23 protein-coding genes and 1 riboswitch are annotated in these 24753 nt (G+C 71.2%); of the genes, 12 read left to right on the forward strand and 11 right to left on the reverse strand.

The window, feature by feature from the left end:
- Nucleotides 1–24: 24 nt before the first annotated feature.
- Both ACFVQ0_RS12530 and ACFVQ0_RS12535 read left to right on the forward strand, forming a co-directional pair.
- Complete coding sequence (locus tag ACFVQ0_RS12530; RefSeq protein ID WP_390087136.1) at nucleotides 25–972, forward strand: ABC transporter permease; 948 nt, start codon at nucleotides 25–27, stop codon at nucleotides 970–972.
- A complete protein-coding gene (locus ACFVQ0_RS12535) occupies nucleotides 969–3038 on the forward strand; it encodes a dipeptide ABC transporter ATP-binding protein (RefSeq protein ID WP_390087137.1) in 2070 nt (689 codons plus the stop codon). Before ACFVQ0_RS12530 ends, ACFVQ0_RS12535 begins: the two co-directional genes overlap by 4 nt.
- Before the next feature lie 82 nt (nucleotides 3039–3120).
- Here the strand turns inward: ACFVQ0_RS12535 and ACFVQ0_RS12540 are convergent, their stop codons facing one another.
- The 4 genes from ACFVQ0_RS12540 to ACFVQ0_RS12555 all read right to left on the reverse strand — a co-directional run bounded on the left by ACFVQ0_RS12540 (nucleotide 3121) and on the right by ACFVQ0_RS12555 (nucleotide 6726).
- Nucleotides 3121–3444, reverse strand: coding sequence for a DMT family transporter (locus ACFVQ0_RS12540; protein WP_384130565.1), 324 nt, complete (start codon nucleotides 3442–3444; stop codon nucleotides 3121–3123).
- Between the two features lie 97 nt (nucleotides 3445–3541).
- Complete coding sequence (rsgA, locus tag ACFVQ0_RS12545; RefSeq protein WP_073737033.1) at nucleotides 3542–4558, reverse strand: ribosome small subunit-dependent GTPase A; 1017 nt, start codon at nucleotides 4556–4558, stop codon at nucleotides 3542–3544.
- Nucleotides 4559–4561: 3 nt separating this feature from the next.
- Nucleotides 4562–5902, reverse strand: coding sequence for a 3-phosphoshikimate 1-carboxyvinyltransferase (gene aroA / locus ACFVQ0_RS12550; protein ID WP_073737032.1), 1341 nt, complete (start codon nucleotides 5900–5902; stop codon nucleotides 4562–4564).
- Between the two features lie 110 nt (nucleotides 5903–6012).
- Nucleotides 6013–6726: a M50 family metallopeptidase gene (locus tag ACFVQ0_RS12555; protein WP_390087140.1), complete on the reverse strand. Its 714-nt coding sequence runs from the start codon at nucleotides 6724–6726 to the stop codon at nucleotides 6013–6015.
- Nucleotides 6727–6791: 65 nt separating this feature from the next.
- Here ACFVQ0_RS12555 and ACFVQ0_RS12560 point away from each other — a divergent pair, with 65 nt between their 5' ends.
- From ACFVQ0_RS12560 to ACFVQ0_RS12600, 9 genes are all read left to right on the forward strand, one after another.
- On the forward strand, nucleotides 6792–7607 hold the full coding sequence (locus tag ACFVQ0_RS12560) for an SOS response-associated peptidase (protein WP_390087142.1): 816 nt from the start codon (nucleotides 6792–6794) through the stop codon (nucleotides 7605–7607).
- Between the two features lie 167 nt (nucleotides 7608–7774).
- Nucleotides 7775–8362 (forward strand): alpha/beta family hydrolase, encoded by a 588-nt coding sequence (locus ACFVQ0_RS12565; RefSeq protein ID WP_390087798.1) that lies wholly within the window; start codon nucleotides 7775–7777, stop codon nucleotides 8360–8362.
- A gap of 273 nt (nucleotides 8363–8635) precedes the next feature.
- On the forward strand, nucleotides 8636–9292 hold the full coding sequence (locus ACFVQ0_RS12570; protein WP_018105559.1) for a sigma-70 family RNA polymerase sigma factor: 657 nt from the start codon (nucleotides 8636–8638) through the stop codon (nucleotides 9290–9292).
- A complete protein-coding gene (rsrA, locus tag ACFVQ0_RS12575) occupies nucleotides 9289–9609 on the forward strand; it encodes a mycothiol system anti-sigma-R factor (protein ID WP_073737027.1) in 321 nt (106 codons plus the stop codon). Before ACFVQ0_RS12570 ends, rsrA begins: the two co-directional genes overlap by 4 nt.
- A gap of 146 nt (nucleotides 9610–9755) precedes the next feature.
- The gene (locus tag ACFVQ0_RS12580; RefSeq protein WP_390087144.1) at nucleotides 9756–11168 is read left to right on the forward strand and encodes an HD-GYP domain-containing protein; all 1413 of its coding nucleotides are present in this window, start codon (nucleotides 9756–9758) and stop codon (nucleotides 11166–11168) included.
- The gene (locus ACFVQ0_RS12585; protein WP_390087146.1) at nucleotides 11165–12400 is read left to right on the forward strand and encodes an HD-GYP domain-containing protein; all 1236 of its coding nucleotides are present in this window, start codon (nucleotides 11165–11167) and stop codon (nucleotides 12398–12400) included. The genes ACFVQ0_RS12580 and ACFVQ0_RS12585 overlap by 4 nt, the downstream gene beginning before the upstream one ends.
- A 90-nt stretch (nucleotides 12401–12490) precedes the next feature.
- Nucleotides 12491–13483: a hypothetical protein gene (locus ACFVQ0_RS12590; protein ID WP_328695642.1), complete on the forward strand. Its 993-nt coding sequence runs from the start codon at nucleotides 12491–12493 to the stop codon at nucleotides 13481–13483.
- Between the two features lie 106 nt (nucleotides 13484–13589).
- The gene (def, locus tag ACFVQ0_RS12595) at nucleotides 13590–14237 is read left to right on the forward strand and encodes a peptide deformylase (RefSeq protein ID WP_390087148.1); all 648 of its coding nucleotides are present in this window, start codon (nucleotides 13590–13592) and stop codon (nucleotides 14235–14237) included.
- A gap of 161 nt (nucleotides 14238–14398) precedes the next feature.
- On the forward strand, nucleotides 14399–15130 hold the full coding sequence (locus ACFVQ0_RS12600) for a D-Ala-D-Ala carboxypeptidase family metallohydrolase (protein ID WP_390087150.1): 732 nt from the start codon (nucleotides 14399–14401) through the stop codon (nucleotides 15128–15130).
- Between the two features lie 52 nt (nucleotides 15131–15182).
- Here the strand turns inward: ACFVQ0_RS12600 and ACFVQ0_RS12605 are convergent, their stop codons facing one another.
- Entirely contained in the window at nucleotides 15183–17099 is a 1917-nt protein-coding gene (locus tag ACFVQ0_RS12605; protein ID WP_390087152.1) for a family 20 glycosylhydrolase, read from the reverse strand.
- Between the two features lie 90 nt (nucleotides 17100–17189).
- Nucleotides 17190–18164 (reverse strand): helix-turn-helix domain-containing protein, encoded by a 975-nt coding sequence (locus ACFVQ0_RS12610; protein ID WP_390087153.1) that lies wholly within the window; start codon nucleotides 18162–18164, stop codon nucleotides 17190–17192.
- Between the two features lie 81 nt (nucleotides 18165–18245).
- Between ACFVQ0_RS12610 and ACFVQ0_RS12615 the strand changes: the two genes are divergently transcribed.
- Complete coding sequence (locus tag ACFVQ0_RS12615; protein WP_390087155.1) at nucleotides 18246–18458, forward strand: hypothetical protein; 213 nt, start codon at nucleotides 18246–18248, stop codon at nucleotides 18456–18458.
- 5 nt (nucleotides 18459–18463) lie between these two features.
- On the opposite strand, the gene ACFVQ0_RS12620 is transcribed toward ACFVQ0_RS12615, so the two are convergent.
- From ACFVQ0_RS12620 to ACFVQ0_RS12640, 5 genes are all read right to left on the reverse strand, one after another.
- Entirely contained in the window at nucleotides 18464–19480 is a 1017-nt protein-coding gene (locus ACFVQ0_RS12620) for a ribonucleotide-diphosphate reductase subunit beta (RefSeq protein WP_390087157.1), read from the reverse strand.
- Nucleotides 19480–21876: a ribonucleoside-diphosphate reductase subunit alpha gene (locus tag ACFVQ0_RS12625; protein ID WP_390087159.1), complete on the reverse strand. Its 2397-nt coding sequence runs from the start codon at nucleotides 21874–21876 to the stop codon at nucleotides 19480–19482. Before ACFVQ0_RS12625 ends, ACFVQ0_RS12620 begins: the two co-directional genes overlap by 1 nt.
- A gap of 140 nt (nucleotides 21877–22016) precedes the next feature.
- Nucleotides 22017–22154: riboswitch (cobalamin riboswitch) on the reverse strand.
- A 40-nt stretch (nucleotides 22155–22194) separates the two neighbouring features.
- Nucleotides 22195–22707, reverse strand: coding sequence for a GNAT family N-acetyltransferase (locus tag ACFVQ0_RS12630; RefSeq protein WP_390087161.1), 513 nt, complete (start codon nucleotides 22705–22707; stop codon nucleotides 22195–22197).
- Nucleotides 22708–22814: 107 nt separating this feature from the next.
- On the reverse strand, nucleotides 22815–24443 hold the full coding sequence (gene mctP, locus ACFVQ0_RS12635) for a monocarboxylate uptake permease MctP (protein ID WP_390087163.1): 1629 nt from the start codon (nucleotides 24441–24443) through the stop codon (nucleotides 22815–22817).
- The gene (locus ACFVQ0_RS12640; RefSeq protein ID WP_037787228.1) at nucleotides 24440–24646 is read right to left on the reverse strand and encodes a DUF3311 domain-containing protein; all 207 of its coding nucleotides are present in this window, start codon (nucleotides 24644–24646) and stop codon (nucleotides 24440–24442) included. The genes mctP and ACFVQ0_RS12640 overlap by 4 nt, the downstream gene beginning before the upstream one ends.
- Between the last annotated feature and the right edge of the window lie 107 nt (nucleotides 24647–24753).

A 24753-nucleotide genomic window follows, 5' to 3' on the forward strand; every position in this document is an offset into this window, starting at 1 on the left:
CACCCTCCGAGGAGTACGACTGTCATGACCGCTGTCATAGAGACCGCCGCGGACGCCGCCGCCGGGGGAGCCGAGCCGCCCCGCCCGGCCGGCCGGGCGGGCGTGGTGCTGCGCCGTTTCGTACACAACCGCGGGGCGCTCGCCGGAGGGGCCGTCCTGCTGCTGCTCTTCGTGCTCGCCTTCGCCGGACCACTGATCAGCCACTGGGACTACACCCACATCGACTACACCGCGCTGCGCGAAGGACCGGACAGCCGGCACTGGTGGGGGACCAACCGGATCGGCCAGGACGTCTTCGCCCAGACGGTTCGCGGACTCCAGAAGTCGCTGCTGATCGGGCTGATGGTGGCGTTGTTCTCGACCGTGCTCGCCTCCCTGGCCGGTGCCTGCGCGGGCTACTTCGGCGGCTGGACGGACCGGCTGCTGATGTTCGGCATCGACCTGCTGCTGGTCTTCCCGGCCTTCCTGATCATCGCGATCATCTCGCCCAGGCTGCGCGGCGGCTGGATCGCCTTCGTCGGGCTGCTCGCGGTCTTCGGCTGGATGATCACCGCACGGGTGGTGCGCTCGATGACGCTCTCCCTCAAGGAACGCGAATTCGTCCAGGCCGCCCGGTACATGGGCGTCGGCCCCTTCCGCGTCATCTGGCGGCACATCCTGCCGAACGTCGCCTCCTTCCTCATCATCGACGCGACCATCGCGGTCGGCGGGGCCGTGATGAGTGAGACGGCACTCTCCTACTTCGGCTTCGGGGTGCAGTCGCCCGACGTGTCGCTCGGCACGCTGATCGCCTCCACGACCGGCGGCGCGGTGACGTACCCGTGGATGTTCTTCTTCCCCGCCGGGCTGCTCATCGTCTTCGTCCTCGCGGTGAACCTGGCCGGTGACGGACTGCGCGACGCGCTCGACCCGACCGGCGGAAGAGAGAAGAAGAACAGAGAGAAGAAGAACAAGAGGGAGAAGAGTCGATGAGCACGACCGACGTACTGGACACGACCGACGTACTGGAAGTGACGGACCTCGCCGTCGACTTCGGCGGCGTCGCGGCCGTGCGCGGTGTCGGCTTCACCCTGCGCAGGGGCGAAGTGCTCGGCCTGGTGGGGGAGTCGGGGTCGGGGAAGTCGGCCACCGCCCTCGCCGTGATGGGGCTGCTGCCGTCCGGCGCGGGCGTACGGGGATCCGTCCGGCTCGGGGCCGGCGCCGACGGGAGCGGGGCGGCCGAGCTCGTCGGGGCGGACGACCGCTTGCTGTCGTCGGTACGCGGCAACCGCATCGGCATGGTCTTCCAGGACCCGCTCTCCGCCTTCACCCCCGTGTACCGGATCGGCGACCAGATCGCCGAGGCCATCCGCGCCCACCGCACCGTCTCCCGCGAACGCGCCCGCGCCGAGGCCGTGGACCTGCTGGACCTCGTCGGCATACCCGAACCCCGGACCCGGGCGCAGGCCTTCCCCCACGAGTTCTCCGGGGGCATGCGGCAGCGCGCCATGATCGCCATGGCCATCGCCAACGACCCGGACGTCATCGTCGCCGACGAGCCGACCACCGCCCTCGACGTCACCGTCCAGGCGCAGGTCCTGGACGTCCTGCGCACCGCCCAGCGGGAGACCGGCGCCGCGCTGCTCCTGGTCAGCCACGACCTCGGGGTGATCGCCGGGGCGGCCGACCGGGTCGCGGTGATGTACGCCGGCCGCATCGTGGAGACCGCACCGGCGGCGGAGCTCTTCCGGCGCCCCCGGATGCCCTACACCCTCGGGCTGATCGGCGCGGTGCCGCGGCTCGACGGCCCGTCCGACGTGCTGGTCCCCATCCCCGGCTCCCCGCCCGCGGCGGGCCGGCTGCCGCGGGGCTGCGCCTTCGCGCCGCGCTGCCCGCTGGCCGAGGACCGCTGCACGGTCGCGGAACCGCCACTGGCAGGGGGCGCGGGAGACGCGCATCTCGCCGCCTGCGTACGCGCCGACGAGATCGCCGGCCGCGAGCTCTCCCCGGCCGAGGTCTTCCCCGTACCGGCGATCCCGGCCCGCTCCCGGCCGCCCGGCGACCCGGTGCTGCGCGTCACCGGGCTCACCAAGACCTTCCCGGTCCTCAAGGGCACCGCGTTCAAACGGCGCGTCGGCAGCATCCACGCGGTGGACGGCGTCGACCTCGACATCCGGGCCGGTGAGACGCTCGCCCTGGTCGGTGAGTCCGGCTCGGGGAAATCCACCACCCTGTTCGAACTGCTGAACCTCGTCCGCCCCGAGGGAGGTGAGATCGAGCTGTTCGGACGCTCGCTCGACGGACTCTCCAAGCGCGACCGCAAGGCACTGCGCAGCCGGGTCCAGATCGTCTTCCAGGACCCGATGGCCAGCCTCGACCCCCGGATGACGGTCGGGGACATCGTCGCCGAACCACTGCGCGCCCAGCGCGCGGAGCGGGCGACCGTGGCACGGCGGATCCCCGAACTGCTCGCGCAGGTGGGCCTCGAACCGGGGCACGCGGGGCGGTTCCCGCACGAGTTCTCGGGCGGACAGCGCCAGCGCGTCGGGATCGCCCGCGCGCTCTCCGTCGAACCCGAACTGCTGGTGCTGGACGAGCCGGTGTCCGCGCTCGACGTGTCCGTGCAGGCCGGGGTCCTCAACCTGCTCCAGCGGCTCAAGGCCGAGCTGGGGCTCGCCTACCTCTTCGTCTCGCACGATCTCTCCGTGGTGCGGCACATCGCGGACCGGGTGAGCGTGGTCTACCTCGGCCGCACGGTCGAGTCGGGCACCGCGGAGGAGGTCTTCGAGCACCCGGCGCACCCGTACACCCGGGCACTGCTGTCGGCCGTGCCGCTGCCGGACCCGGAGCGGGAGCGCCGGCGGGCCAGGATCCTGCTGCCGGGCGACCCGCCGAGTCCGACCCGGCTCCACGAGGGCTGCCGGTTCCGCTCGCGCTGCCCGGTCTACGCGGAGCTGGACGGGCAGGAGCGGGGGCGCTGCGAGAGCGAGGTGCCGGTCTTGGACCGGACGGGCCACACGGCCGCCTGCCACTTCCCCCAGAAGGCCGTGCCCGCCTGAGCCACCGAGGCCGGTGAGGTCAGAGCGGTCAGAGCGGTCAGAGCGCTCAGTGCGCTCAGTGCGCTCAGTGCGCTCAGTGCGCTCAGTGCGAGGATCCCGAGAGCTGGAGACCGATCACGCCGAGGATCACCAGCGAGATCGAGATCAGCTTGAGCGTGGAGACCACGTCGTCGAGGAAGATCATGCCGTAGATGGCGGTGCCCGCCGCGCCGATGCCGGTCCACACCGCGTAGGCGGGCCCGACGTCGAGCTTCTTCAGCGACATGGTCAGCAGACCGAAGCTGCCGAGCGCGAAGATGCAGAACGCGATGGTCGGCCAGAGCCGGGTGAAGCCGTGCGAGAGCTTCAGACAGACGGCGAAGCCCGTCTCCAGAAGTCCCGCGACCACGACCAGCAGCCACGCCATCGTCAGTGCCCCTCCCGCATCGGTGACCGCCTCTTACGCCGGGCGTGATTCGTGATTATGCACTTACCGGTGGCGAGTGATCGCAAACGTACCCGGATCAGTCGCCTTCGCGTCGCTCCCGGGTGGAGAGCAGCCGGCGCAGCGAGTCCAGCCGGGCCGGATCGGCGTGCCCGGCCGCCACCCAGGCGTCCAGCGCGCATTCCGGTTGCTGGCTGTCGTGGGTGCAGCCGCGCGGGCACTCCTCGGTGCCGGGCTGGAGGTCGGGGAAGGCGTTGATGACCCGGGACGGGTCGATGTGGTGCAGGCCGAAGGAGCGGACGCCGGGGGTGTCGATCACCCAGCCCCGGTAGTCCGGCAGCGGGAGCGCCAGCGCGGAGGTGGTGGTGTGGCGGCCGCGCCCGGTGACCGCGTTGACGACCCCGGTGGTACGCCGTCTGTCCTTCGGCACCAGGGCGTTGACCAGCGTCGTCTTTCCGACACCGGAGTGCCCGACGAAGGCCGTCACCCGGTCGTTCAGCTGCTCGCGGACCCGCTCCGCCGCGTCGCCGTTCTCCAGCTCCTCGCGGTTGGTGACGATGAACGGCACGCCCAGCGGGGTGTAGGCCTCCAGCAGCTTGTCCGGGGAGGCCAGATCGGATTTGGTCAGCACCAGGAGGGGCGAGAGCCCGCCGTCGTACGCGGCGACCAGACAGCGGTCGATCATGCGCGGGCGGGGTTCCGGATCGGCCAGCGCGGTGACGATCGCGAGCTGGTCGGCGTTGGCGACCACCACGCGTTCGAACGGATCGTCGTCGTCGGCCGTCCGGCGCAGTACCGAGCGGCGTTCACCGATCCGGACGATCCGGGCGAGGGTGTCCTTGTCGCCGGAGAGGTCACCGACGATGGAGACGGTGTCGCCCACCACGGCGGCCTTGCGGCCCAGCTCACGGGCCTTCATCGCGATGACCGTGCGGCCCTCGACGAGACAGGTGAGGCGGCCGCGGTCGACGGTGAGGACCATGCCGTCCTCGGCGTCCTCGTGCTTGGGGCGGGTATGCGTACGGGGCCGGTTGCCCTTGCGGTTGGGGCGGACCCGGATGTCGTCCTCGTCGGGGTTCTTGCCGTAGCGGCGCATGTCTCAGGCCCCGAGCATTCCGGTCCACATCTGCGGGAAGTCGGGCAGGGTCTTGGCGGTTGTCGCCACGTTCTCGATCTCCACTCCGGGGACGGCAAGGCCGATGACGGCCCCGGCGGTGGCCATCCGGTGGTCGTCGTACGTATGGAAGGTACCGCCGTGCAGCGGCCTCGGCCGGATGTGGAGGCCGTCGGCGGTCTCGGTGACCTCGCCGCCCAGCTCGTTGATCTCCTTGGTGAGCGCGGCGAGCCGGTCCGTCTCGTGCAGCCGCAGATGGGCCACGCCGCTCAGGGTGGAGGGGGAGTCGGCCAGGGCCGCGACCGCCGCGATGCCCGGGGTCAGCTCGCCGACCTCGCCGAGGTCGACGTCGATGCCGTGGATCCGGCCCGATCCGGTGAAGGTCAGCCCCTGCTCGGTCAATTCGCAGCTGCCGCCCATCGCGGTGAAGATCTCGCGCAGCGCGTCACCGGGCTGCGTGGTGCGCTGCGGCCAGTCCGGCACGGTGACCCGGCCGCCGGTGACCAGCGCGGCGGCCAGGAACGGCTGGGCGTTGGAGAGGTCCGGCTCGATGGTCAGGTCGCGGCCGAGCAGGGCGGAGGGGGAGACCCGCCAGACGTTCGGTTCGCCGCCCGTCTCCGGCTCGTCGACCTGGGCGCCGACAGCCCGCAGCATGTCGACGGTCATCCGGATGTGCGGCATGGACGGGAGCCGGGCGCCGGTGTGGCGCACCTCCACGCCCTGGTTGAAGCGCGGCGCGGACAGCAGCAGCGCCGAGACGAACTGGGAGGACGAGGACGCGTCGATCGCGACGGGGCCGCCGTCCAGCGCGCCGCCGCCGTGCACCGTCATCGGCAGCGAACCCCGGCCGTCGTCGTCGATCCGGGCGCCCAGCACCCGCAGGGCGTCGATCACCCCGGTCAGCGGGCGCTCGTAGGAGCGCGGGTCGCCGTCGAAGCGGACCTGGCCGTCCGCGAGGGCCGCCACCGGGGGCAGGAAGCGCATGACCGTGCCCGCGTTGCCGACGTCGACGGTGACCGGGCCGTGCAGCCCCGCCGGGATGACCCGCCAGGCCTCGCCGGAGCCGTCCGGGCCGCCCGCGACCGAGGAGCTGGAGGACACCGTCTCCTCGATGCCGACGCCCATCGCGCGCAGCGCGTCCGCCATCAGCAGGGTGTCGCGGGAGCGCAGCGGCCGGCGCAGCCAGCCGGGCTCGGAGGAGAGCGCGGCCAGCACCAGGGCGCGATTTGTGACCGACTTCGATCCGGGCACGGTGACGGTCGCGTCGACGGCTCCGCTCGCGTGGGGGGCGGGCCAGAGGGCGGGGTGCACGGAACTTTCGGTCATGGGCTCACTTTAATGGCTCCCCGCAAACCCGGATCTTGATCAAATAAGTGGAAACCGGGACGTAACGCAGGAGTGGTAAAGGGCGTGGCGCCCCCGCGACCGGCCGCGGGTCACAGACCCAGCAGCCAGCGCCCGCCGCCGATCAGCGAGCAGAGCGACACGGCGTGGAACAGGAACAGCCACAGCGCCGCCGGTACGTCCGTCAGCCGGGACAGCTGGTCCGCGTCCGAGTCCGGCGCACCGCCGTGCCGCCGCTTGGACTGGAGCTCGAACGCCGGACGCACGCCGCCCAGCAGCAGGAACCAGACCGCGCTGTACGCGAACAGCGACTGCCAGTCGGGTGAGGCCAGCCACGACATCAGCAGGAAGAGCGAACCGGTGAAGATCACCGTCAGCGCCCCGTACACATTGCGGATCATCACCAGCATCACCGCGAGCAGCGCCGTGGCCAGCCAGAGCAGCAGCGTGATCCGGCCGGCGGCCAGCAGCCAGGCGCCCCCCAGCCCGAGCAGCGGCGGCGCGGTGTAGCCCGCCGCCGCGGTGAGGACCATGCCGATGCCGGTCGGCTTGCCCCGGCTCACCGTCAGCCCGCTGGTGTCCGAGTGCAGCCGGATGCCCGACAGCTGACGGCCGCTGAGCAGTGCGATCAGCCCGTGACCGCCCTCGTGGGCGATGGTGATCGCGTTGCGGGTGAGCCGCCATATGACGTTCGGCACGACAGCGATGAGCGCGGCCGTGGCGGTCACCACGACCAGCCACTGCTCGGGGGCCGGCTGGGTGCCGAAGACGCGGTCCCAGAGATTGCCGAGATCGGTGCTGTCCATGGCGCGGGCGGCTCCTTGCGGTATTGACGTCCGGTCGGGATGACGGTCGTGGCAGTCTGGCACTTATGTGCGGACGGTATGCAGCGAGTCGGCGGCCCGAGGATCTGACCGGACTTTTCCATGTGGAGAAGTGGGAACCGGCGGAGACCCTGGAGCCCGACTACAACGTGGCGCCGACCAAGGAGGTCTACGCCGTACTGGAGCGTCCGGTGAAAGACGCGGATGACCGGCGTCCGGTTCGCCAGCTGCGCGCACTGAAATGGGGGCTCGTCCCCTCCTGGGCCAAATCGCCGGAGGGCGGCGCCCGGATGATCAACGCCCGCGCCGAGACCGTGCACGAGAAGCCGTCCTTCCGCCGCCCCTTCGTCTCGCGCCGCTGCATCCTGCCGGCCGACGGCTATTACGAGTGGGTGACCGGCAGCGAGGAGCGGCAGCTGGAGGAGAAGGGCCGCAAGAAGCGGCCGCGCAAGCAGCCGTACTTCGTGACCCCCGCCGACGGCTCCGTCTTCGCGATGGCCGGGCTCTACGAGTTCTGGCGCGACCGCACCCTGCCGGACGACCATCCGCAGGCCTGGTGGGTGACCTGCTCGGTGATCACCACGGAGGCGGAGACGAGCCCGCTCGCCGTCGCCCCGGCCGAGGGCCCCGCCGCGCTCGCCGACATCCACCCCCGGATGCCGCTGATGCTCACCCCGGACCGCTGGGACGACTGGCTGGACCCCTCCCGCACCGATCTGGAGGAGCTGCGGGGCCTGCTCGCGCCCCCGCCCGGCGGGCTGATGCGGGCCTACCCGGTGGCCACCGCCGTCAGCAACGTCCGCAACAACGGCCCCGAGCTGATGGACGAGCTGGCCGCGCCCGAGGTCGGCACGCTGTTCTGAGCCACGCGCCGGACCCCGGCCGGCCCGCCGCGGGTTGGTTGGATGGAGGCGTGAACGCCACCGAGAAGGAACCCCACGCAGAGAAGGCCCCTCGTACAGAGAAGGCCCCTCGCACAGAGAAGGCCCCTCGCACAGAGACGGTCGAGACCGGGGCGGGGACCGCCCGGATCAGCTGGCTGCCCGCGAGTGAGCCCCGTCTCCTGCTCGCCCTCGGCCACGGGGCCGGCGGCGGCATCGAGGCCCGGGACCTGCGGGCGCTGGCCGCCGTACTGCCCGCCCACGGAGTGAGCGTCGCTCTGGTGGAGCAGCCCTGGCGGGTTGCCGGGAAGAAGCTCGCGCCCGCCCCGAAGACCCTGGACACCGGCTGGCGCGACCTGTGGCCGATCCTGGCGGCCACCGGGCTCCCGGTCGTCGCCGGCGGGCGCAGCGCCGGGGCCAGGGTGGCCTGCCGCACGGCTGCCGGACTCGGCGCCCGCGCGGTCCTCGCGCTCAGCTTCCCGCTGCACCCTCCGGGCCGCCCGGAGAAGTCCCGCGCGGACGAGCTGCTGGCCTCCGGCCTGCCCACGCTCGTCGTCCAGGGCGGCAACGACCCGTTCGGCAGGCCCGCCGAATTCCCTCCGGGGGAGTACCGGATCACCGAGGTGCCGCACGGGGACCACGGCTTCGCCGTACCCAAGCGCTCCGGGGTGACCGAGGATCAGGCGATGGAGATCCTCACCTCCGCGGTCACCGGATGGCTGGCCGGAATCGTCTGACGCGGCACCCGGGAATGTTGGGCGAGGGGCCGCTGTTGTGCGGGATGTCGGTACACCAACGTCGTATGTGGAGAGGGAGTCCGTCGCATGGGTTCGACCATCTGCCCGCGTCGCTCGAACGCCGCTGACCTGGAGTGGACGGTGCTGCATGCGGCCAAGACCACTTCCGAGCGGGCACTGAGCGGATCGGATCGACAGCCCGCGCCGGACCAAGGTCGACTATTCTCCGATTCGAGCGGGTCCGGTTTCGGCTCCGCCACAGCGTTGGAGGAGGTGGGTCCGGTCACTGGGACCGACACAGGGACCGACGACGGCCGCCCGCAGGAGACGACCGCCGAGCGCAACGCGCGCTTCGAGCGCGATGCCCTCGGTTTCCTCGACCAGATGTACTCGGCCGCGCTGCGCATGACGCGCAACCCCGCGGACGCCGAGGACCTGGTCCAGGAGACGTACGCCAAGGCGTACGGCTCCTTCCACCAGTTCCGTGAGGGGACCAACCTCAAGGCGTGGATGTACCGCATCCTCACCAATACCTTCATCAACTCGTACCGCAAGAAGCAGCGCGAACCCCAGCGCAGTGCCGCCGAGGAGATCGAGGACTGGCAGCTGGCCCGCGCCGAGTCGCACATGTCGACCGGTCTGCGCTCGGCCGAGTCCCAGGCGCTCGACCACCTGCCCGACTCCGATGTGAAGTCCGCGCTGCAGGCGATCCCCGAAGAGTTCCGCATCGCGGTCTATCTCGCCGATGTCGAGGGCTTTGCCTACAAGGAGATCGCGGACATCATGGGGACACCCATCGGTACGGTGATGTCCCGACTGCACCGGGGCCGCCGTCAACTGCGCGGCATGCTGGAGGACTACGCCCGTGACCGCGGGCTCGTGCCGGCGGGCGCCGGTGAGTCGGACGATCGGAAAGGCTCGGGCTCATGAGCTGCGGAGAGCCGCACGAGACGGATTGCTCAGAGGTCCTTGACCACCTCTATGAGTTCCTCGACCGGGAGATGCCCGACAGCGACTGCACCAAGTTCGAGACGCACTTCGGTGAGTGCTCTCCCTGCCTGGAGAAGTACGGCCTCGAACAGGCCGTGAAGAAGCTGGTGAAGCGCTGCTGCGGTCAGGACGACGTACCGACCGACCTGCGGTCCAAGGTGATGGGGCGGATCGACCTGATCCGCTCCGGCCAGGCGGTCCCCGAGCAGGACGTGACGGTCTCCGACAGCGAGCTGCCGGCCGCCGCCAAGGACTGACGCATCACCCGAACGTGCTAATCGCGGCCGTCCCCCCTGAGCCGCCGCCCCCAACTCGTTAGCCTGGCGCCTCCATTGGTGATGCCGGGGAGTGTCCGCGAACCGGCGAGACCGTCGCGGACGCGACCTGGGGGCGGGCGGATCGGGTGAGAGCCACACGTGGCGTGGCGCGGGCGTACATCCTGGCGGTCGCACTCTGCGCCACACTCTGCGTGCTGCCCGCCCTGCGTCCCGGCGCGGGCACCCCGTGGACCACCCTCGCCCTGCTCACCGGGGTCTACCTGCTGTGCGAGCTCCCCGGCCGATGGCCCTTCTTCGGCAGCACCCTGCCGATCAGTGCCGGATCGTTCTTTCCGCTGCTCCTCGCGGCCGCCTTCCTGCTGCCGCCGGGAGCCGCGGCGCTGGTCGCGATACCCGGCTCGTTCGCCGGCCGGGTGGAGCACCCCCCGGCCGCCGCCCGCCGCGTCTGGCGGGCGGCCCAGCTCGCCCTCACCGTCTGGGCGGCCTCCCGGGTCCACGCCCTGCTCGGCGGGCCCGCCGCGCTCGGCGGCTCCGGAGCCGGGCGGCTGCCGGAGCTCCCGTACGCGCTGCTGCCCGCCTGCGCCGCCGCCCTCGCCTTCAGCCTGGTGCTGAGCGCGCTGGACGGCTCGATCCTGGCCGCCGCCGAACAACTGCCCGTCCGGCGCGCCTGGGCCGGACTGCTGCCCCGCGCGCTCGGCCCGCACCTCGTGCACGGCCTCGCCGGACTGATGATGGCGGTCCTGTGGAACAGCTCGTACGGGCCGCTGGCCGCGCTCTTCGTCCTGCTGCCGATGTACATCTCCTGCTGGGTGTTCGCCCAGTACCACCGCGAGCACGCCGCGCACCGCGCCACGATCAGGGCCCTGGTACAGGCCGTCGACATCAAGGACACCTACACCCGGGGCCACAGCGAGCGGGTTGGGCGCGCCTCCGTGCTGATCGCCGACGAGCTGGGCATGGCCAGGGACCGCGTCGAAGTGCTCCGGTTCGCCGGCATCCTGCACGACGTCGGCAAGCTCGGCGTACCGACCCGGGTCCTGCGCAAGGACGGGCCGCTGACCCCGCAGGAGCGCCGGATCATCGAGCTGCACCCGGAGTACGGGCACGAGATCGTGCGCGGCATCGGCTTCCTCGGCGAGGCGCGGGCCGCGATCCTGCACCACCACGAACGGCTCGACGGCAGCGGATACCCCTACGGGCTCACCGGCCGCGAGATCCCCGAGTTCGCCCGCGTCGTCGCGGTGGCCGACGCCTTCGACGCGATGACCTCGACCCGGTCCTACCGGCGGGGGCGCCCGGTGCCGGCTGCCGTGGAGGAGCTCAAACGCTGCGCCGGCACCCAGTTCGATCCGCAGATGGTGCGGGCGCTGGCCCGCGGCCTGGAACGGCACGGCTGGGTCTCGTCCGCCGTGACGGTGACGGGCGCGGAGGTACCGGGGGCGCGCGGCGAGGGCCGGGGCGCCGGTCCCGCGGCCGCCGGGGACCCGGTTCCGCCGCCATCGCCTGACGGGCTCGACATCGGCGCGTCCGAGCGGTGAACGCCACCCCGGCCGTGCGCGCCGCCGCCCTCGCGCTCACCGCCGCCGCGCTCGCCCACACCCTCTGGCACGGGCTCCACGACCCCGGCCACGCCCTCGCCTTCGGTGTGCTCATCGCCATCGGCGAGCTGGCCCGCTGGGGCGCCCTCCCCGGAGAACGGGAGCCCGCACCGCTCGGCGCCGCCGGGGCCCTCGCGTACGCCCTGCTCGGGCGCAGCGGCGGGGAGCCCACCGGGCAGGACGCCCTCCAGGTGATCGCCGTGCTCGTCGCGGCCCAGCTCGTCGCCTCCGTGCCCCATGTCGCACGCGGCCGGGGGCCCGGCCCCGACCAGTTGGCCCGCCGCGTCCTGACCGTCGCCTTCGCGGCCGTGTGCTTCCAGCCGCTCTACAACTCCGGCCGGTCGGAGAACTGGTTCGGTGACGGGCCCTACTACGCGGCCTTCCTGCTCGTGCTGCTCGGCCTCACGGCGCTGTGCGACGCGGTGCTGGGCGCCCTGCTGCTGCGGGCCGGCACCCCCGTCCCGTACGGCCCGCTGCTCCGCGACGAGCTGCGGGCCCTGCTGGGCATCGGCTCCGCGGTCTGCGCGACCGGGGCCGTCATGGCGCTCGGGGTCGCGGCGGCCGGACTGTGGGCGCTGCCCGTCCTGTGCGTACCGCTGCTGCTCACGCAGCTCTCCTTCCGCCGGTTCGTCGCCGTGCGCACCACCTACCGTCAGACCATCGCCTCGCTGGCCCGCTCCACCGAGATCGCCGGATACACCCCGCACGGCCATGCCCGCAGGGTGGCGGAGCTCTGCACGGCCGTCGGCCGTGAGCTGGGGCTCTCCGGGCCCGAGCTCACGGTCCTGGAGTACGCGGCCCTGATGCACGACATCGGCCAGCTCTCGCTCGTGGACCCGGTCCCGGACGGTGCCACCGCCACGCTGCCCGCCGCGGAGCAGCGCCGGATCGCCCTGCTCGGCGGGGCCGTGGTCCGCCAGACCGGGGTGGACGCGAAGGTGGCCGTTGTGGTGGAGCGGCAGGCCGACCCCTTCCGCGAGCAGCCGCTGTCCGCCAGGATCGTCAGGGCGGTCAACGCGTACGACGACCTGTGCGGGGAGAGCGCCGGCGGGCCGCTCGGCGCGCTGGAACGGCTCAGGCTCGGGACCGGCCACGACTTTCAGCCCCAGGTCGTGGAATCCCTCGCCCGGGTTCTGGCCAGGGACGGTCTGACCCCCGTCCCACCTGGGTAACCCATGGGTAATGAGCGGGCGTCCGGTCGGGCATGGTTGGATGCGAAGAGAGCGGAAAACGAGGGTGTCCAGTCGGGACAGGCGGGAATCGTGAGGATCTTCGGGAAGGTACGGCATCGGCCCTCCGCCTCTTGGCGGCAGGCCACGGACCGCGCGTTCACGCTGATCGGCGACGGCCGGTACGAGGACGCGGGCGCGCTGCTGACGCGTGCGGCGGATCTGGAGCCCTGGCTCTCCGAGTCATGGTTCAACCTGGCGCTGCTGCACAAGTTCCGGCATGACTGGGAGCAGGCGCGGGCCGCCGGGCTGCGGGCCGTCGCGCTGCTCGACAAGGAGTCCGGCGCTCCCGACTGGTGGAACGTCGGGATCGCCGCCACCGCGCTCCAGGACTGGCCGCTGGCGCGCCGGGCCTGGCAGGCGTACGGGCTGAGAGTGCCCGGAGGCGGGCAGCAGACCCCCGCCTCCAACAGCGAGCCGGTCGGCATGGACCTGGGCAGCGCGGCCGTGCGGCTGTCGCCGGAGGGCGAGGCCGAGGTCGTGTGGGGCCGCAGGCTGGATCCGGCCAGGATGGAAGTGCTGTCGATCCCGCTGCCGTCCTCCGGGCGGCGCTGGGGCGAGGTCGTGCTGCACGACGGGGTGCCGAACGGCGAGCGGATCACCGCGGCCGGGCCCTCGTACCCCGTGTTCGACGAGATAGAGCTGTGGGCGCCGTCCCCGGTGCCGACCTGGGTGGTGCTCCTCGAAGCCGCCACGGAGGCGGACCGGGACGCCCTGGAGCAGCTGGCGTCCGATGCCGGTTTCGCGGCGGAGGACTGGTCGTCGTCCGTCCGGCTGCTCTGCCGGGCCTGCTCGGAGAGCCGGATGGAGAGCGACGAGGGCGACGGCGAACACCTCGACCCGCACGACCACAGCGAGCCGGGCCACCCCGGCCCGCTGGGCCACCGCACCGCCGGTGAGCTGTGGGTACCGGAGCGTGAGTGCGGGCTTGCGGCGCCCGCCGGGCTGGTGCGCGGGCTGCTGGACGGCTGGGTGGCGGACAGCCCGGACAGCCGGGAGTGGCGGGATCTGGAAGAGGTCTGCTGACCCGTACCCGTAGGCTGTACGCGCACCGATTCCGGTGCTCGGGTGCCCGGGTCCTCGCGAGCCGCGGATCCCGGGTCTCAGGTTGTGAGGAAGGCGTACGGCGGACATGGCGCAGGAGCAGACGGACGAGCAGATCAGCGTCGACGGCGTCGACGACGAGGGGTTTCTCGTCGACACCGAGGACTGCGAGGCGCGCGAGGCGGCCTACCGCGAGCGCGGCACCTCGCGCCCGATCACGGTGGTGGGCAATCCGGTCCTGCACAAGGAGTGCAAGGCCGTCACGGAGTTCGACGACAAGCTGGCCACGCTGATCGACGACATGTTCGCCAGCCAGCGGACGGCGGAGGGCGTGGGCCTGGCCGCCAACCAGATCGGCGTCGACCTCAAGGTCTTCGTCTACGACTGCCCTGACGACGACGGGGTGCGGCACACCGGCGTCATTTGCAACCCGGTGCTGGAGGAGCTGGCCCCCGAGGAGCGCGTCCTGGACGACGCCAACGAGGGCTGCCTCTCGGTCCCGACGGCGTACGCCTCGCTGGCCCGCCCGGACTACGCGGTGGTGCGCGGACAGGACGCGAAGGGCAACCCGGTCAAGGTGCGGGGCAACGGCTACTTCGCCCGCTGCCTCCAGCACGAGACGGACCACCTGTACGGGTACCTGTACATCGACCGGCTCTCCAAGCGCGACCGCAAGGACGCGCTCCGGCAGATGGAGGAGAACACCCCGCGCTACGAGGTCGTGCCGAACGACTGACACCGGCGCGCGCAGCTTCGCGGGGCCCTGTTCCGGTACGCCGGGGCAGGGCCCCGCTGTTTCTCCTTCCCGTCAACCTGCCTTCTCCCGGGCGTAGTTGACGCGCGTCGACTCGTCCGACAGTCTCTCTGTCCACACCTTCGTCGTGGTAGGGAGCCCCCATGCTCAGACGTTCCGCGAGACTCCTGCTCGGCCTTGTCATGACCATGGCTTTCGCGCTGGGCGGGGCCGTGGTCACGGCGGGCACCGCCCAGGCCGACGGCTGCTACACCTGGACCCGGACCCTCTCGCCGGGCGCGACCGGCAACGATGTCGTCCAGCTCCAGATCAGGGTCGCCGGATACCCCGGGTACAACTCCGTACTCGCCGTCGACGGCTCCTACGGACCGGCCACCACAGCCGCCGTCAAGCGCTTCCAGGCCGCCTACGGGCTGGCCGCCGACGGCGTCGCGGGTCCGGCCACCCAGGCCAAGCTCTACGCCCTCCAGGACAACGACTGCACGCCGGTCCACTTCACCTACGCCGAACTCAACAAGTGCAACAGCACCTGGGCCGGTGGCGCGGTCGCGGCGGGAACGGCGAAGGCCAACGCGCTCAGCACCATGTGGAAACTGGAGGCGCTGCGCCACGCGCTCGGCGACCACCCCATCACCATCAACAGCGGTTTCCGCTCCACGTCCTGCAACAGTTCGGTCGGTGGCGCCTCGAACAGCCGGCACCTGTACGGTGACGCGGCCGACCTCGGCGGCATCGCCTTCTGCACCCTGGCCAAGGAGGCCCGCAACCACGGGTTCAACGGCATCCTCGGCCCGGGGTACCCGGACCACAACGACCACGTCCACGTGAACCAGGGCCCGAGCCACTTCTGGTCGGCGCCGAACTGCGGCATCTGACCTCCGGCACACGTGTGGGGCCCGCCATCACGGCGGGCCCCACAGTCGCGCGTCAGGCGGATTTCGCTGTCAGGCGCGTCCCGCCCGTCGTCTGTACCGCGGCGCCGTCCCCGGCCCGCTCCGTCAGCCGGAGCTGCGAGACGGCGTTGCGCAGAACCAGCGCACCGGCCCCGGTGTCCAGCTGCCACCGCTGGGTGCGCACCCCTGCCGAGCAGGTCCCGAGCGACAGCTCCGCACCCACCTCCAGCGGCGCACCCAGGTACTTCTTCCCGCGTACCGCGTCCAGACACGTCCCGGTCCGCTCCGAGCGGACCGTGTAGTACCCGTCGGCGGTCGCGGTCAGCGTCCAGCCATCCGTCGCGCCCCTGGTCAGGGACACTCCGGAGTCCGCGCCGGGCGCGAGCGCCTTCGCGCCCGCTGTCAGCCGGTAGGTGCCGTCGGCCAGCGGGGCGCGGTCGGTGTTCGCCCAGCCGGGCGCGTGACCGATGCGCCGGGCCAGCGCCTCGAAACCGGCGTACGTCCCACTCGGCTTCGGGCCGCCCCAGGTGGCCTGGGCGATGAAGCGCAGCGGCATGAAGACCTTCGCCTCGACCTCGTTCTCGGTCTCGGCGGCCGCACTGTCCGGCCAGAGGCTGATCTTCGCGCCGGTCAGGTTCGCCGCCGTGGCCGGCAGCGTCTCGCCCTCGAAGCTCAGCGGCGTCCAGTCGCTCTCGTACAGCTTGCGCGTGTCCATCGTGAAGCCGCCGCGCACCAGGTAGAGGGAGTACGCGGAGTTCATCACCGGACGGCCCTCGGCCAGCAGCTCCGACGGCTGCTGGATGGCGCCGCCGCCCAGCCAGTGCTCGACGGCGATGTCGCGGTCCAGCGGCACGGCGCCGTTGTGGCCGAGCAGCCCGTCGTTCCAGATCCGCAGCGACCGGCCGCCGGCCTTCACATGCGCGTTGACCTGGTTGATGAAGTCGACGAAGAGGTCGTCGGGGGTGGCCGAAGCACCCCACTTCGCTGTCGCGGCCGTCTGGAGCTGCGGATAGTCCGGGTACGAGGACCCGATCATGTACTCGTCGCCGCCCATGTGCCAGGTACGGGTGTCCCACACCTTCAGGGCCTCGTCGACCAGGGACGTGTAGTACGTCAGCGCCTCGGGCCGCGAGATGTCCAGCCGGGGCGGTGAGGCGACGCCGTCCTTGTCCTTGAGCTGGAGCTCGGGGTGGTTCTCCAGATAGGTGTCCATGTGGCCGGGGGAGTTGATCTCCGGCACCAGCTCGATGTGGTACTTCTTCGCCATCGCGGCCAGGGACCGGATCTGCGGCTTGGTGTAGTACCCCCAGAACGCCGACTCGGGGTCGGTGTCGCTCCTGACCTTCGCCTCGATCCAGAGCTGGTTGAGCTTCTGCGAGGCCATGTCCTTCATCAGCCGCTCGAACCAGGGGAGCGAGACGTTGATGTAGCAGGCGCAGACCCCGACCCCGCGCTCCCGGTACGCGGGCACATCGGTCGCCGAGCCACGGGCGGCGCGGCCGTCGTCGTTCAGCAGCTGGAGCACGGTGCGTGAACCGTAGAACACCCCCGTGGAGGTCGCCGCCGTGACCGTGACCCGGTCCCCGACATCGAGCCGGTAGCCCTCCGCGCCCAGCGCCCCCTTCAGGGAGGCGTCCTGGCGCAGCACCACGTCGCCGGACCTGGCCCGGCCCCTGGACACCGGGGCGCCGCCCTTCAGCTCGCCCGCGAACCTCTTCGCGTCGTCCGCGGTGCGCTGCTCCCGTACCCCCTCCAGCACGATCCTGGCCCGGTCCGTGAGGGTGAACTCCCCCTCGCCGGGCTGCCACTGCCGCAGCGAGGGCAGCACCTCCGGTGGCGGAGCGGCGGCCGGTCCGTCCACGGCGGCGGCGCTCTGCCAGGGCAGCAGTGTGGCGGCGAGCGCGGCCACCACGGCCCCGATGGTCCTTCGTCTTGCCGTCCGGATGTCCATCGTCAGAGCCTGGCCCGCCCGCCGGGGCGCGGTCCATGGACAGGTGCGGCAAAGGGTTGGACGAATGATCGGATGTCAACGCGGCCGGTATCAGGCGACTTCGGTCAGTTCCGACGGTCCGCGGAAGGTCCTGCGGTACGCGTTCGGCGTGGTGCCCAAGGAGCGTACGAACTGGTGGCGCAGGGCTGCGGCGTTCCCGAAGCCCGCCAGTCCCGCGATCGTGTCCATCGTCTCGTCCGATGTTTCCAGGAGGTGCTGTGCCAGCAGCACCCGCTGACGCAGCAGCCAGCGGTAGGGCGTGGTGCCCGTCTCCTGCTGGAAGCGCCGGGCGAAGGTGCGCGGCGACATGTGCGCCTGGGCGGCGAGCTGTTCGATGGTCATCTCCTCGTTCAGATGCCGCTCCATCCATACGAGGGTGTCACCGACCGTGTCGCAGCGGCCCCGGGGCAGCGGCCGCTGGATGTACTGCGCCTGCCCGCCGTCCCGGTGCGGCGGCACCACCATGCGGCGGGCGATGGCGTTGGCGGCGGCGGGCCCGTACGCCTGGCGGACCAGGTGCAGACAGGCGTCGATGCCCGCGGCCGTGCCCGCGGAGGTGATGACGGAGCCCTCGTCCACGTACAGCACATCGGGCTCGACGACGGCCTGCGGGAAGCGGCGGGCCAGCGCGTCGGAGTGGCGCCAGTGCGTGGTGCAGCGGCGGCCGTCCAGCAGCCCGGCCGCCCCCAGCACGAACGCCCCCGAGCAGACGCTCAGCACCCGGGCGCCGCGGTCCACGGCCCGGCGCAGCGCGTCCAGGGCCTCCTGCGGGTACTCCCGGTCCGCTGCCTGGCCGCTGGCCGGCACGGCGATGAGGTCGGCCTCCTCCAGGCGGTCGAGGCCGTACGGGGTGCTGATGGTGAACCCCGCGTGGGTAGGGAGCACCGGGCCCTCGGCGGAGACCACGGCGAAATCCTGCACCGGAAGACCCTCGTCGCTGCGGTCGAGGCCGAACACCTCGCAGAGCACGCCGAGTTCGAAGGGGTGGACCTCACCGAGCAGCAGGACCGCGACATTCTTCAGCATGCCCCCAGTGTGGCAGTAATTCGATGCTCTATGACAGTCCTGCCACTGACGGATTCTGTCGGCAAGGACGAGAGTAGAGGCATGAACACATTCCAGAACGTCCTGGGCATATCCGCTGTTATCACCCTCGTCCTGCTCCCGGCGCTGATCGGGATCGCCCGCGAACTCCGCATCAACCGCGAGCTCCGGGACGCGGAACGGAGCCGGAGAACCGCACCACCGGAAACGGCGGACGCCGCGCAGCCGGTGAAGGCCGCACGGCGTCCGTACGTGAGGAGCTGGGCGAGGATCTGACGGGCTCAGAACTCGTCGTCGAAGCCGACCGTGCCCTCGACCGCCACCTGGTACGCCGACGGGCGGCGCTCGAAGAAGTTCGTCAGCTCCTGGACACCCTGGAGCTCCATGAACGAGAACGGGTTCTGTGATCCGTACACCGCGGGGAAGCCCAGCCGGGCGAGCCGCTGGTCGGCGACGCACTCCAGGTACTCGCGCATGGACTCGGTGTTCATGCCCGGCAGCCCCTCGCCGCACAGGTCGCGGCCGAACTGCAGCTCCGCCTCGACGGCCTCCTTCAGCATGTCGGTGACCTGCTGCTGGAGGGCGTCGTCGAAGAGCTCGGGCTCCTCCTTGCGGACGGTGTCCACCACCTCGAACGCGAAGCTCATGTGCATGGTCTCGTCACGGAAGACCCAGTTGGTCCCGGTGGCGAGGCCGTGCAGCAGTCCGCGCGAGCGGAACCAGTACACGTAGGCGAACGCGCCGTAGAAGAACAGCCCCTCGATGCACGCCGCGAAGCAGATCAGGTTCAGCAGGAAGCGGCGGCGGTCGGCCTTCGTCTCCAGCCGGTCGATCGTCTCGACGGAGTCCATCCACTTGAAGCAGAACTGCGCCTTCTCGCGGATCGACGGGATCTCCTCGACCGCGTCGAAGGCCGCCGCGCGGTCGTCCGGATCGGGCAGGTAGGTGTCCAGCAGCGTCAGATAGAACTGGACGTGCACGGCCTCCTCGAAGAGCTGCCGCGACAGGTACAGCCGCGCCTCGGGGGAGTTGATGTGCTTGTACAGCGTCAGCACGAGGTTGTTGGAGACGATCGAGTCACCGGTCGCGAAGAACGCGACGAGCCGCCCGATCATGTGCTGCTCGCCCGGCGACAGCTTGGCGAGGTCGGCGACGTCGGAGTGGAGGTCGACCTCCTCCACCGTCCAGGTGTTCTTGATCGCGTCCCGGTAGCGCTCGTAGAAGTCCGGGTAGCGCATGGGCCGCAGGGTCAGCTCGAAGCCCGGGTCCAGCAGGTTCTTGTTCTCGTTGGTGCTCATTACTGGCAGGCCTCGCAGGACTCGGGGTTTTCGAGGGAGCAGGCGATCGCGTCCGCGTCGGGAGCGGTCGCCTGCTGTACGGGAATGGGGGCGGCGGCCGCCGTCTGGCCGGACGCGGCACGAGCGATCCGGGTCGCCGGGCGCGAGCGCAGGTAGTACGTCGTCTTCAGCCCCTGCTTCCAGGCGTACGCGTACATCGAGGAGAGCTTGCCGATCGTCGGCGTCTCCAGGAACAGGTTCAGCGACTGGCTCTGGTCCAGGAACGGCGTACGGGCCGCCGCCATGTCGATCAGTCCGCGCTGCGGGATCTCCCACGCCGTGCGGTACAGCGCCCGCACGTCCTCCGGGATCCAGGCGAAGCCCTGCACAGAGCCGCTCGCCTCGCGCAGCGCCTCACGGGTCCGCGCGTCCCACACGCCGAGCCGCTTCAGCTCGTCCACCAGGTAGGCGTTGACCTGGAGGAACTCACCGCTGAGCGTCTCGCGCTTGAAGAGGTTGGAGACCTGCGGCTCGATGCACTCGTACACGCCCGCGATCGAGGCGATGGTGGCGGTGGGGGCGATGGCCAGGAGCAGCGAGTTGCGCATGCCGGTCTTCGCGACGCGGGCGCGCAGCGCGTCCCAGCGCTCCGGCCAGTTCAGCTCGGTGTCGTAGTGGTCCGGGTGCAGCACGCCGCGCGCGGCCCGCGTCTCGGACCAGGCGGGGAGCGGGCCGGAGCGCTCGGCCAGCTCGCAGGACGCCTCGTACGCGGCGAGCATGATCCGCTCGGAGATCTTCGTGGAGAGCGCGCGTGCCTCGGCGGAGTCGAACGGCAGCCGCAGCTGGAAGAAGACGTCCTGGAGACCCATCGCACCCAGGCCCACCGGCCGCCAGCGGGCGTTGGAGCGCCCGGCCTGCTCGGTCGGATAGAAGTTGATGTCCACGACCCGGTCCAGGAAGGTCACGGCGGTGCGCACGGTGGCGTCCAGCCGCTCCCAGTCGATCGTGCCGCCCTCGACGAACGCGCCGAGGTTGACAGAGCCCAGGTTGCAGACGGCCGTCTCGCCGTCGTCGGTGACCTCAAGGATCTCCGTGCACAGGTTGGACGAGTGCACCACGCGGCCCGGCTCGGCGGTCTGGTTCGCGGTCCGGTTGGAGGCGTCCTTGAACGTCATCCAGCCCTGGCCGGTCTGCGCGAGGGTCCGCATCATCCGGCCGTACAGCTCACGGGCCGGCATCGTCTTGCGGGCCAGGCCCTTGGCCTCCGCCGCCCGGTACGCGGCGTCGAACGCGTCGCCCCAGAGGTCGACCAGCTCGGGCACGTCGGCCGGGGAGAACAGCGACCAGGTCCCGTCCGCGTCCACCCGGCGCATGAACTCGTCCGGGATCCAGTGCGCCAGGTTCAGGTTGTGCGTGCGGCGCTGGTCCTCACCGGTGTTGTCGCGCAGCTCAAGGAACTCCTCGATGTCCGCGTGCCAGGTCTCCAGGTAGACGGCGGCGGCGCCCTTGCGCCGGCCGCCCTGGTTGACCGCCGCGACGGAGGCGTCGAGCGTCTTCAGGAACGGCACGATGCCGTTGGAGTGCCCGTTGGTGCCCCGGATCAGCGAACCGCGCGCGCGGATGCGGGAGTACGAGAGGCCGATGCCGCCCGCGTGCTTGGACAGGCGCGCCACCTGGTGGTAGCGGTCGTAGATCGAGTCCAGCTCGTCCAGCGGCGAGTCCAGCAGGTAGCAGGAGGACATCTGCGGGTGCCGGGTGCCGGAGTTGAAGAGCGTCGGGGAGGAGGGCAGGTAGTCCAGCCGGCTCATCAGCCGGTACAGGGCCGCGACCTCGTCCAGCGCCCGCTCGGAGTTGTCCTCCGCGAGCCCGGCGGCCACCCGCAGCATGAAGTGCTGCGGGGTCTCGACGACCTGGCGGGTGATCGGGTGGCGCAGCAGGTAGCGGCTGTGCAGGGTGCGCAGTCCGAAGTAGCCGAAGCGGTCGTCGGCGCCGTCGGCGAGCGCCTGTCCCACCAGGGCGTCCAGGGCGGCCGCGTGCAGCGTCACGAACTCGGCGGTGCGGTCCGCGATCAGGCCCTCGCGGTGCCCGACGGCGACCGAGGCGGAGAAGGACGTCGCGCCCTGCCCGGCGGCCTCGTCCGCGATGGAGCGGGTGAGGAGGCGGGCGGCGAGCCGGGAGTAGGCGGGGTCCTCGGAGATCAGACCCGCGGCGGCCTCGGTGGCCAGCGAGCGCAGCTCGGCCTCGTCCGACCGGGCGTTGCGGCCGCGCAGCGCGGCGGCGGCGACGCGTCCGGGGTCGGTGTCGGGCAGATCCGCGGTGAGCTCGGTGAGGGTCCGCAGCAGTGCGGTGCCCGGTCCGTCGCTCGTGGTTCCCGTTGATTCGGCCGCTGAAACCGGATCGGCTGGCGCGATGGTCACGTGGTGCTCTCCCTCGCTCGGCTCTGGGCCGACGGGGGAGCGGGGGCAGCCGGGCGGAGCGGGGCCCGGTCAGGGCAGCACTCCGTGCGGCGTCCACCGGCCCATCCACGAGGCCCGGACGTCTGGGCATCCAGTTCGGTCGAGCCGGATGCGCTGTCGGCAGGTCCTCGGACTCGGGGGTGCGCAAAAGCGCACCGATCACACCGTTGCGGGACAGTTCCGGATTCGCACCGGATTTCCCTGCGGCGACAGCGAGCACGAGCATACATGTGGGGGCCGCCGGATGAGGCAGCCCCCACATGTTGTGTCGCGTGACTGTCAGGAGACCGCCGGGAACTCCAGGCGGTACGTCAGCAGCGAGAGCCCCTCGATGGGATACCAGTCCCTCTCCGGGGTCCGGACGAAGCCGAGGCGCGCGTAGATCCTATGGGCGCCGCGCATCGCCGGCTGCGTCGACAGGACGATGCCGGTGACCCCCGGGGTGGCCCGTGCGCGGTCGATACAGGCCCGGACGAGCGCCTCGCCCGCCCCTGCCCCACGGGCCTCCCGGGAGACCGCGAGCATCCGGAACTCGGCCTCGTCGGCCGTCGCGATATCGGCCCAGCGGTTGCCCGGCGGCGCGTAGGTGACCCCGCCGAGGACGCGGCCCCGGGCGTCCGCCGCGACGAGCACCTCGGCCTCCTCCGCCCGCCGGGGGACGTCGCGCAGCTGAACCAGGTACGGATCGTCGTCGCCGTAGTCCAGCAGCCCGTCCCCGAGATAGGCCTCGGCGGTGATCTCGCCGAGGGCGGCGTACTCGGCGGGCTCGACCGGCCTGATGGTTATGTCCATGCGGGGAAGTCTGCCGCACCGGGGTGCGGCGGCTGCACGGGGTTCACGACGCGCGTACGGGCCGCCGCACCCCTCGCAGGCGGGGTGCGGCGGCCCGTACGCCTCGGTCAGTGACCGCCCGGGGCCCCGGCCGTGGCCGGCGGGAGCTCCGTCTTCACGCCGGGGTCGCCCGCGTCCGCGGTGTAGTCGGCGGGAGAGGTCTCGTCGAGCCCGGCAGGTGCCTTCACGGCGTTCAGGACGAAGGTGAGGACGACGGTCACCACGATGTTCAGGACGAACGCCGTCAGACCGATGTAGCCGATCTCACCGATGCCCGGGATCTCCTTGGAGGACCCGCCGAAGTGCGCCTGGGTGGGGCTGGCGACCCCGTAGGCGGCGGCCGTCCCGTAGACCATGCCGACCGCCCAGCCGGCGAGCAGCGCCCAGCGGTGGAACCACCGGGTGAACAGGCCGCCGACCAGGGCCGGCATCGTCTGGAGGATCCAGATCCCGCCGAGCAGCTGGAAGTTGATCGCGACCGTCTTGTCCATGGTGAGGACGAAGGCGAGCGCGCCGACCTTCACCAGCAGCGACACCAGCTTGGAGACCCTGGTCTCCTGGGCGGGGGTCGCGTCGGGCTTCAGGAAGTCCTTGTAGATGTTCCGGGTGAACAGGTTCGCCGCCGCGATCGACATGATCGCCGCGGGGACCAGGGCGCCGATGCCGATGGCGGCGAACGCCACGCCCGCGAACCAGTCCGGGAACATGTCCTCGAACAGCTGCGGGATCGCCAGCTGGCCGTTGTCCACCTTGACCCCGGCGGCGATCGCCATGAAGCCGAGCAGCGCGAGCAGGCCCAGCATCAGCGAGTACAGCGGCAGGATCGTGGTGTTGCGGCGGATCACGTTGCGGCTGCGGCTGGAGAGCGTCGCCGTGATCGAGTGCGGGTACATGAAGAGCGCCAGCGCCGAGCCCAACGCCAGTGTGGCGTAACCCCACTGGCCGTCCACGCCGGGCGCGAGCGCACCGGTCGGCTTGCCTCCCGGCGGGCCGTTGAACTTCTCCTGCGCGGCGGCGAAGATGTCGTGGAAGCCGCCGAGCTTGATCGGGATGTAGATGATCGCCACGGCGATGACCAGGTAGATCAGCCCGTCCTTGACGAACGCGATCAGCGCGGGCGCGCGCAGCCCCGAGGAGTACGTGTACGCGGCGAGCACCGCGAACGCGATCAGCAGCGGCAGGTCCTTGACGAACCAGTGGGTGTTCTCGCCGCCGCCGACGCCCATCACGTCCAGCACCGCCTGGATTCCGACGAGTTGGAGCGCGATGTACGGCATGGTGGCGAGGATGCCGGTGACCGCGACGGCCAGCGACAGCCCCTTCGAGCCGAACCGGCCGCGGACGAAGTCCGAGGTGGTGACGTAGCCGTGCTTGTGCGAGACCGACCACAGGCGCGGCAGGAAGGTGAAGATCAGCGGGTACACCAGGATGGTGTAGGGCACCGCGAAGAAGCCGGCCGCACCGGCCGCGTAGATCGCCGCGGGCACGGCGACGAAGGTGTACGCGGTGTAGAGGTCGCCGCCGAGCAGGAACCAGGTGACCCAGGTGCCGAAGGACCGTCCGCCCAGGCCCCATTCGTCGAGGCTGGCCTCGTTCTCCGCCTTGCGCCAGCGGGCGGCCATGAAGCCGACGACCGTGACGGCCAGGAAGAAGAAGATGAAGACACCGAGCGCGATGCCGTTCACGCCGTCCTTCATGCGGACGCACCCCCCTTGCGGGCGCGCTGGTCACGCTGCCACAGCTTGTACGCGATCATCGTGAGCGCGGTCGAGATGAGCACCCAGAGCATCTGGTACCAGTAGAAGAACGGGATGCCGATGAAGGTCGGGTCGATCTTGGCGTACGAACTCACCCAGAGCATCGCCACGAACGGCGCGATGAGACAGAGGGCGATGACCACCCGCACGGGTGTGACCGTGGATGGCTTTGCTCCTGGGTCCGCTGGCTTTCCCTCTGGTTCTTCCGGCATGGCGGCGACTCCGTCCCCTCGCTGATCACCGATGTAAT

The sequence above is a fragment of the Streptomyces sp. NPDC057900 genome, assembly GCF_042887885.1.
Lineage (GTDB): Bacteria > Actinomycetota > Actinomycetes > Streptomycetales > Streptomycetaceae > Streptomyces.

Bases quoted from the DNA above. Each gene is read 5' to 3' on its own strand.
- ACFVQ0_RS12530 (WP_390087136.1), top strand. From the start codon at position 25: ATGACCGCTGTCATAGAGACCGCCGCGGACGCCGCCGCCGGGGGAGCC.
- ACFVQ0_RS12535 (WP_390087137.1), top strand. From the start codon at position 969: ATGAGCACGACCGACGTACTGGACACGACCGACGTACTGGAAGTGACG.
- ACFVQ0_RS12540 (WP_384130565.1), bottom strand. From the start codon at position 3,444: ATGGCGTGGCTGCTGGTCGTGGTCGCGGGACTTCTGGAGACGGGCTTC.
- rsgA (WP_073737033.1), bottom strand. From the start codon at position 4,558: ATGCGCCGCTACGGCAAGAACCCCGACGAGGACGACATCCGGGTCCGC.
- aroA (WP_073737032.1), bottom strand. From the start codon at position 5,902: ATGACCGAAAGTTCCGTGCACCCCGCCCTCTGGCCCGCCCCCCACGCG.
- ACFVQ0_RS12555 (WP_390087140.1), bottom strand. From the start codon at position 6,726: ATGGACAGCACCGATCTCGGCAATCTCTGGGACCGCGTCTTCGGCACC.
- ACFVQ0_RS12560 (WP_390087142.1), top strand. From the start codon at position 6,792: ATGTGCGGACGGTATGCAGCGAGTCGGCGGCCCGAGGATCTGACCGGA.
- rsrA (WP_073737027.1), top strand. From the start codon at position 9,289: ATGAGCTGCGGAGAGCCGCACGAGACGGATTGCTCAGAGGTCCTTGAC.
- def (WP_390087148.1), top strand. From the start codon at position 13,590: ATGGCGCAGGAGCAGACGGACGAGCAGATCAGCGTCGACGGCGTCGAC.
- ACFVQ0_RS12600 (WP_390087150.1), top strand. From the start codon at position 14,399: ATGCTCAGACGTTCCGCGAGACTCCTGCTCGGCCTTGTCATGACCATG.
- ACFVQ0_RS12605 (WP_390087152.1), bottom strand. From the start codon at position 17,099: ATGGACATCCGGACGGCAAGACGAAGGACCATCGGGGCCGTGGTGGCC.
- ACFVQ0_RS12610 (WP_390087153.1), bottom strand. From the start codon at position 18,164: ATGCTGAAGAATGTCGCGGTCCTGCTGCTCGGTGAGGTCCACCCCTTC.
- ACFVQ0_RS12615 (WP_390087155.1), top strand. From the start codon at position 18,246: ATGAACACATTCCAGAACGTCCTGGGCATATCCGCTGTTATCACCCTC.
- ACFVQ0_RS12620 (WP_390087157.1), bottom strand. From the start codon at position 19,480: ATGAGCACCAACGAGAACAAGAACCTGCTGGACCCGGGCTTCGAGCTG.
- ACFVQ0_RS12630 (WP_390087161.1), bottom strand. From the start codon at position 22,707: ATGGACATAACCATCAGGCCGGTCGAGCCCGCCGAGTACGCCGCCCTC.
- mctP (WP_390087163.1), bottom strand. From the start codon at position 24,443: ATGAAGGACGGCGTGAACGGCATCGCGCTCGGTGTCTTCATCTTCTTC.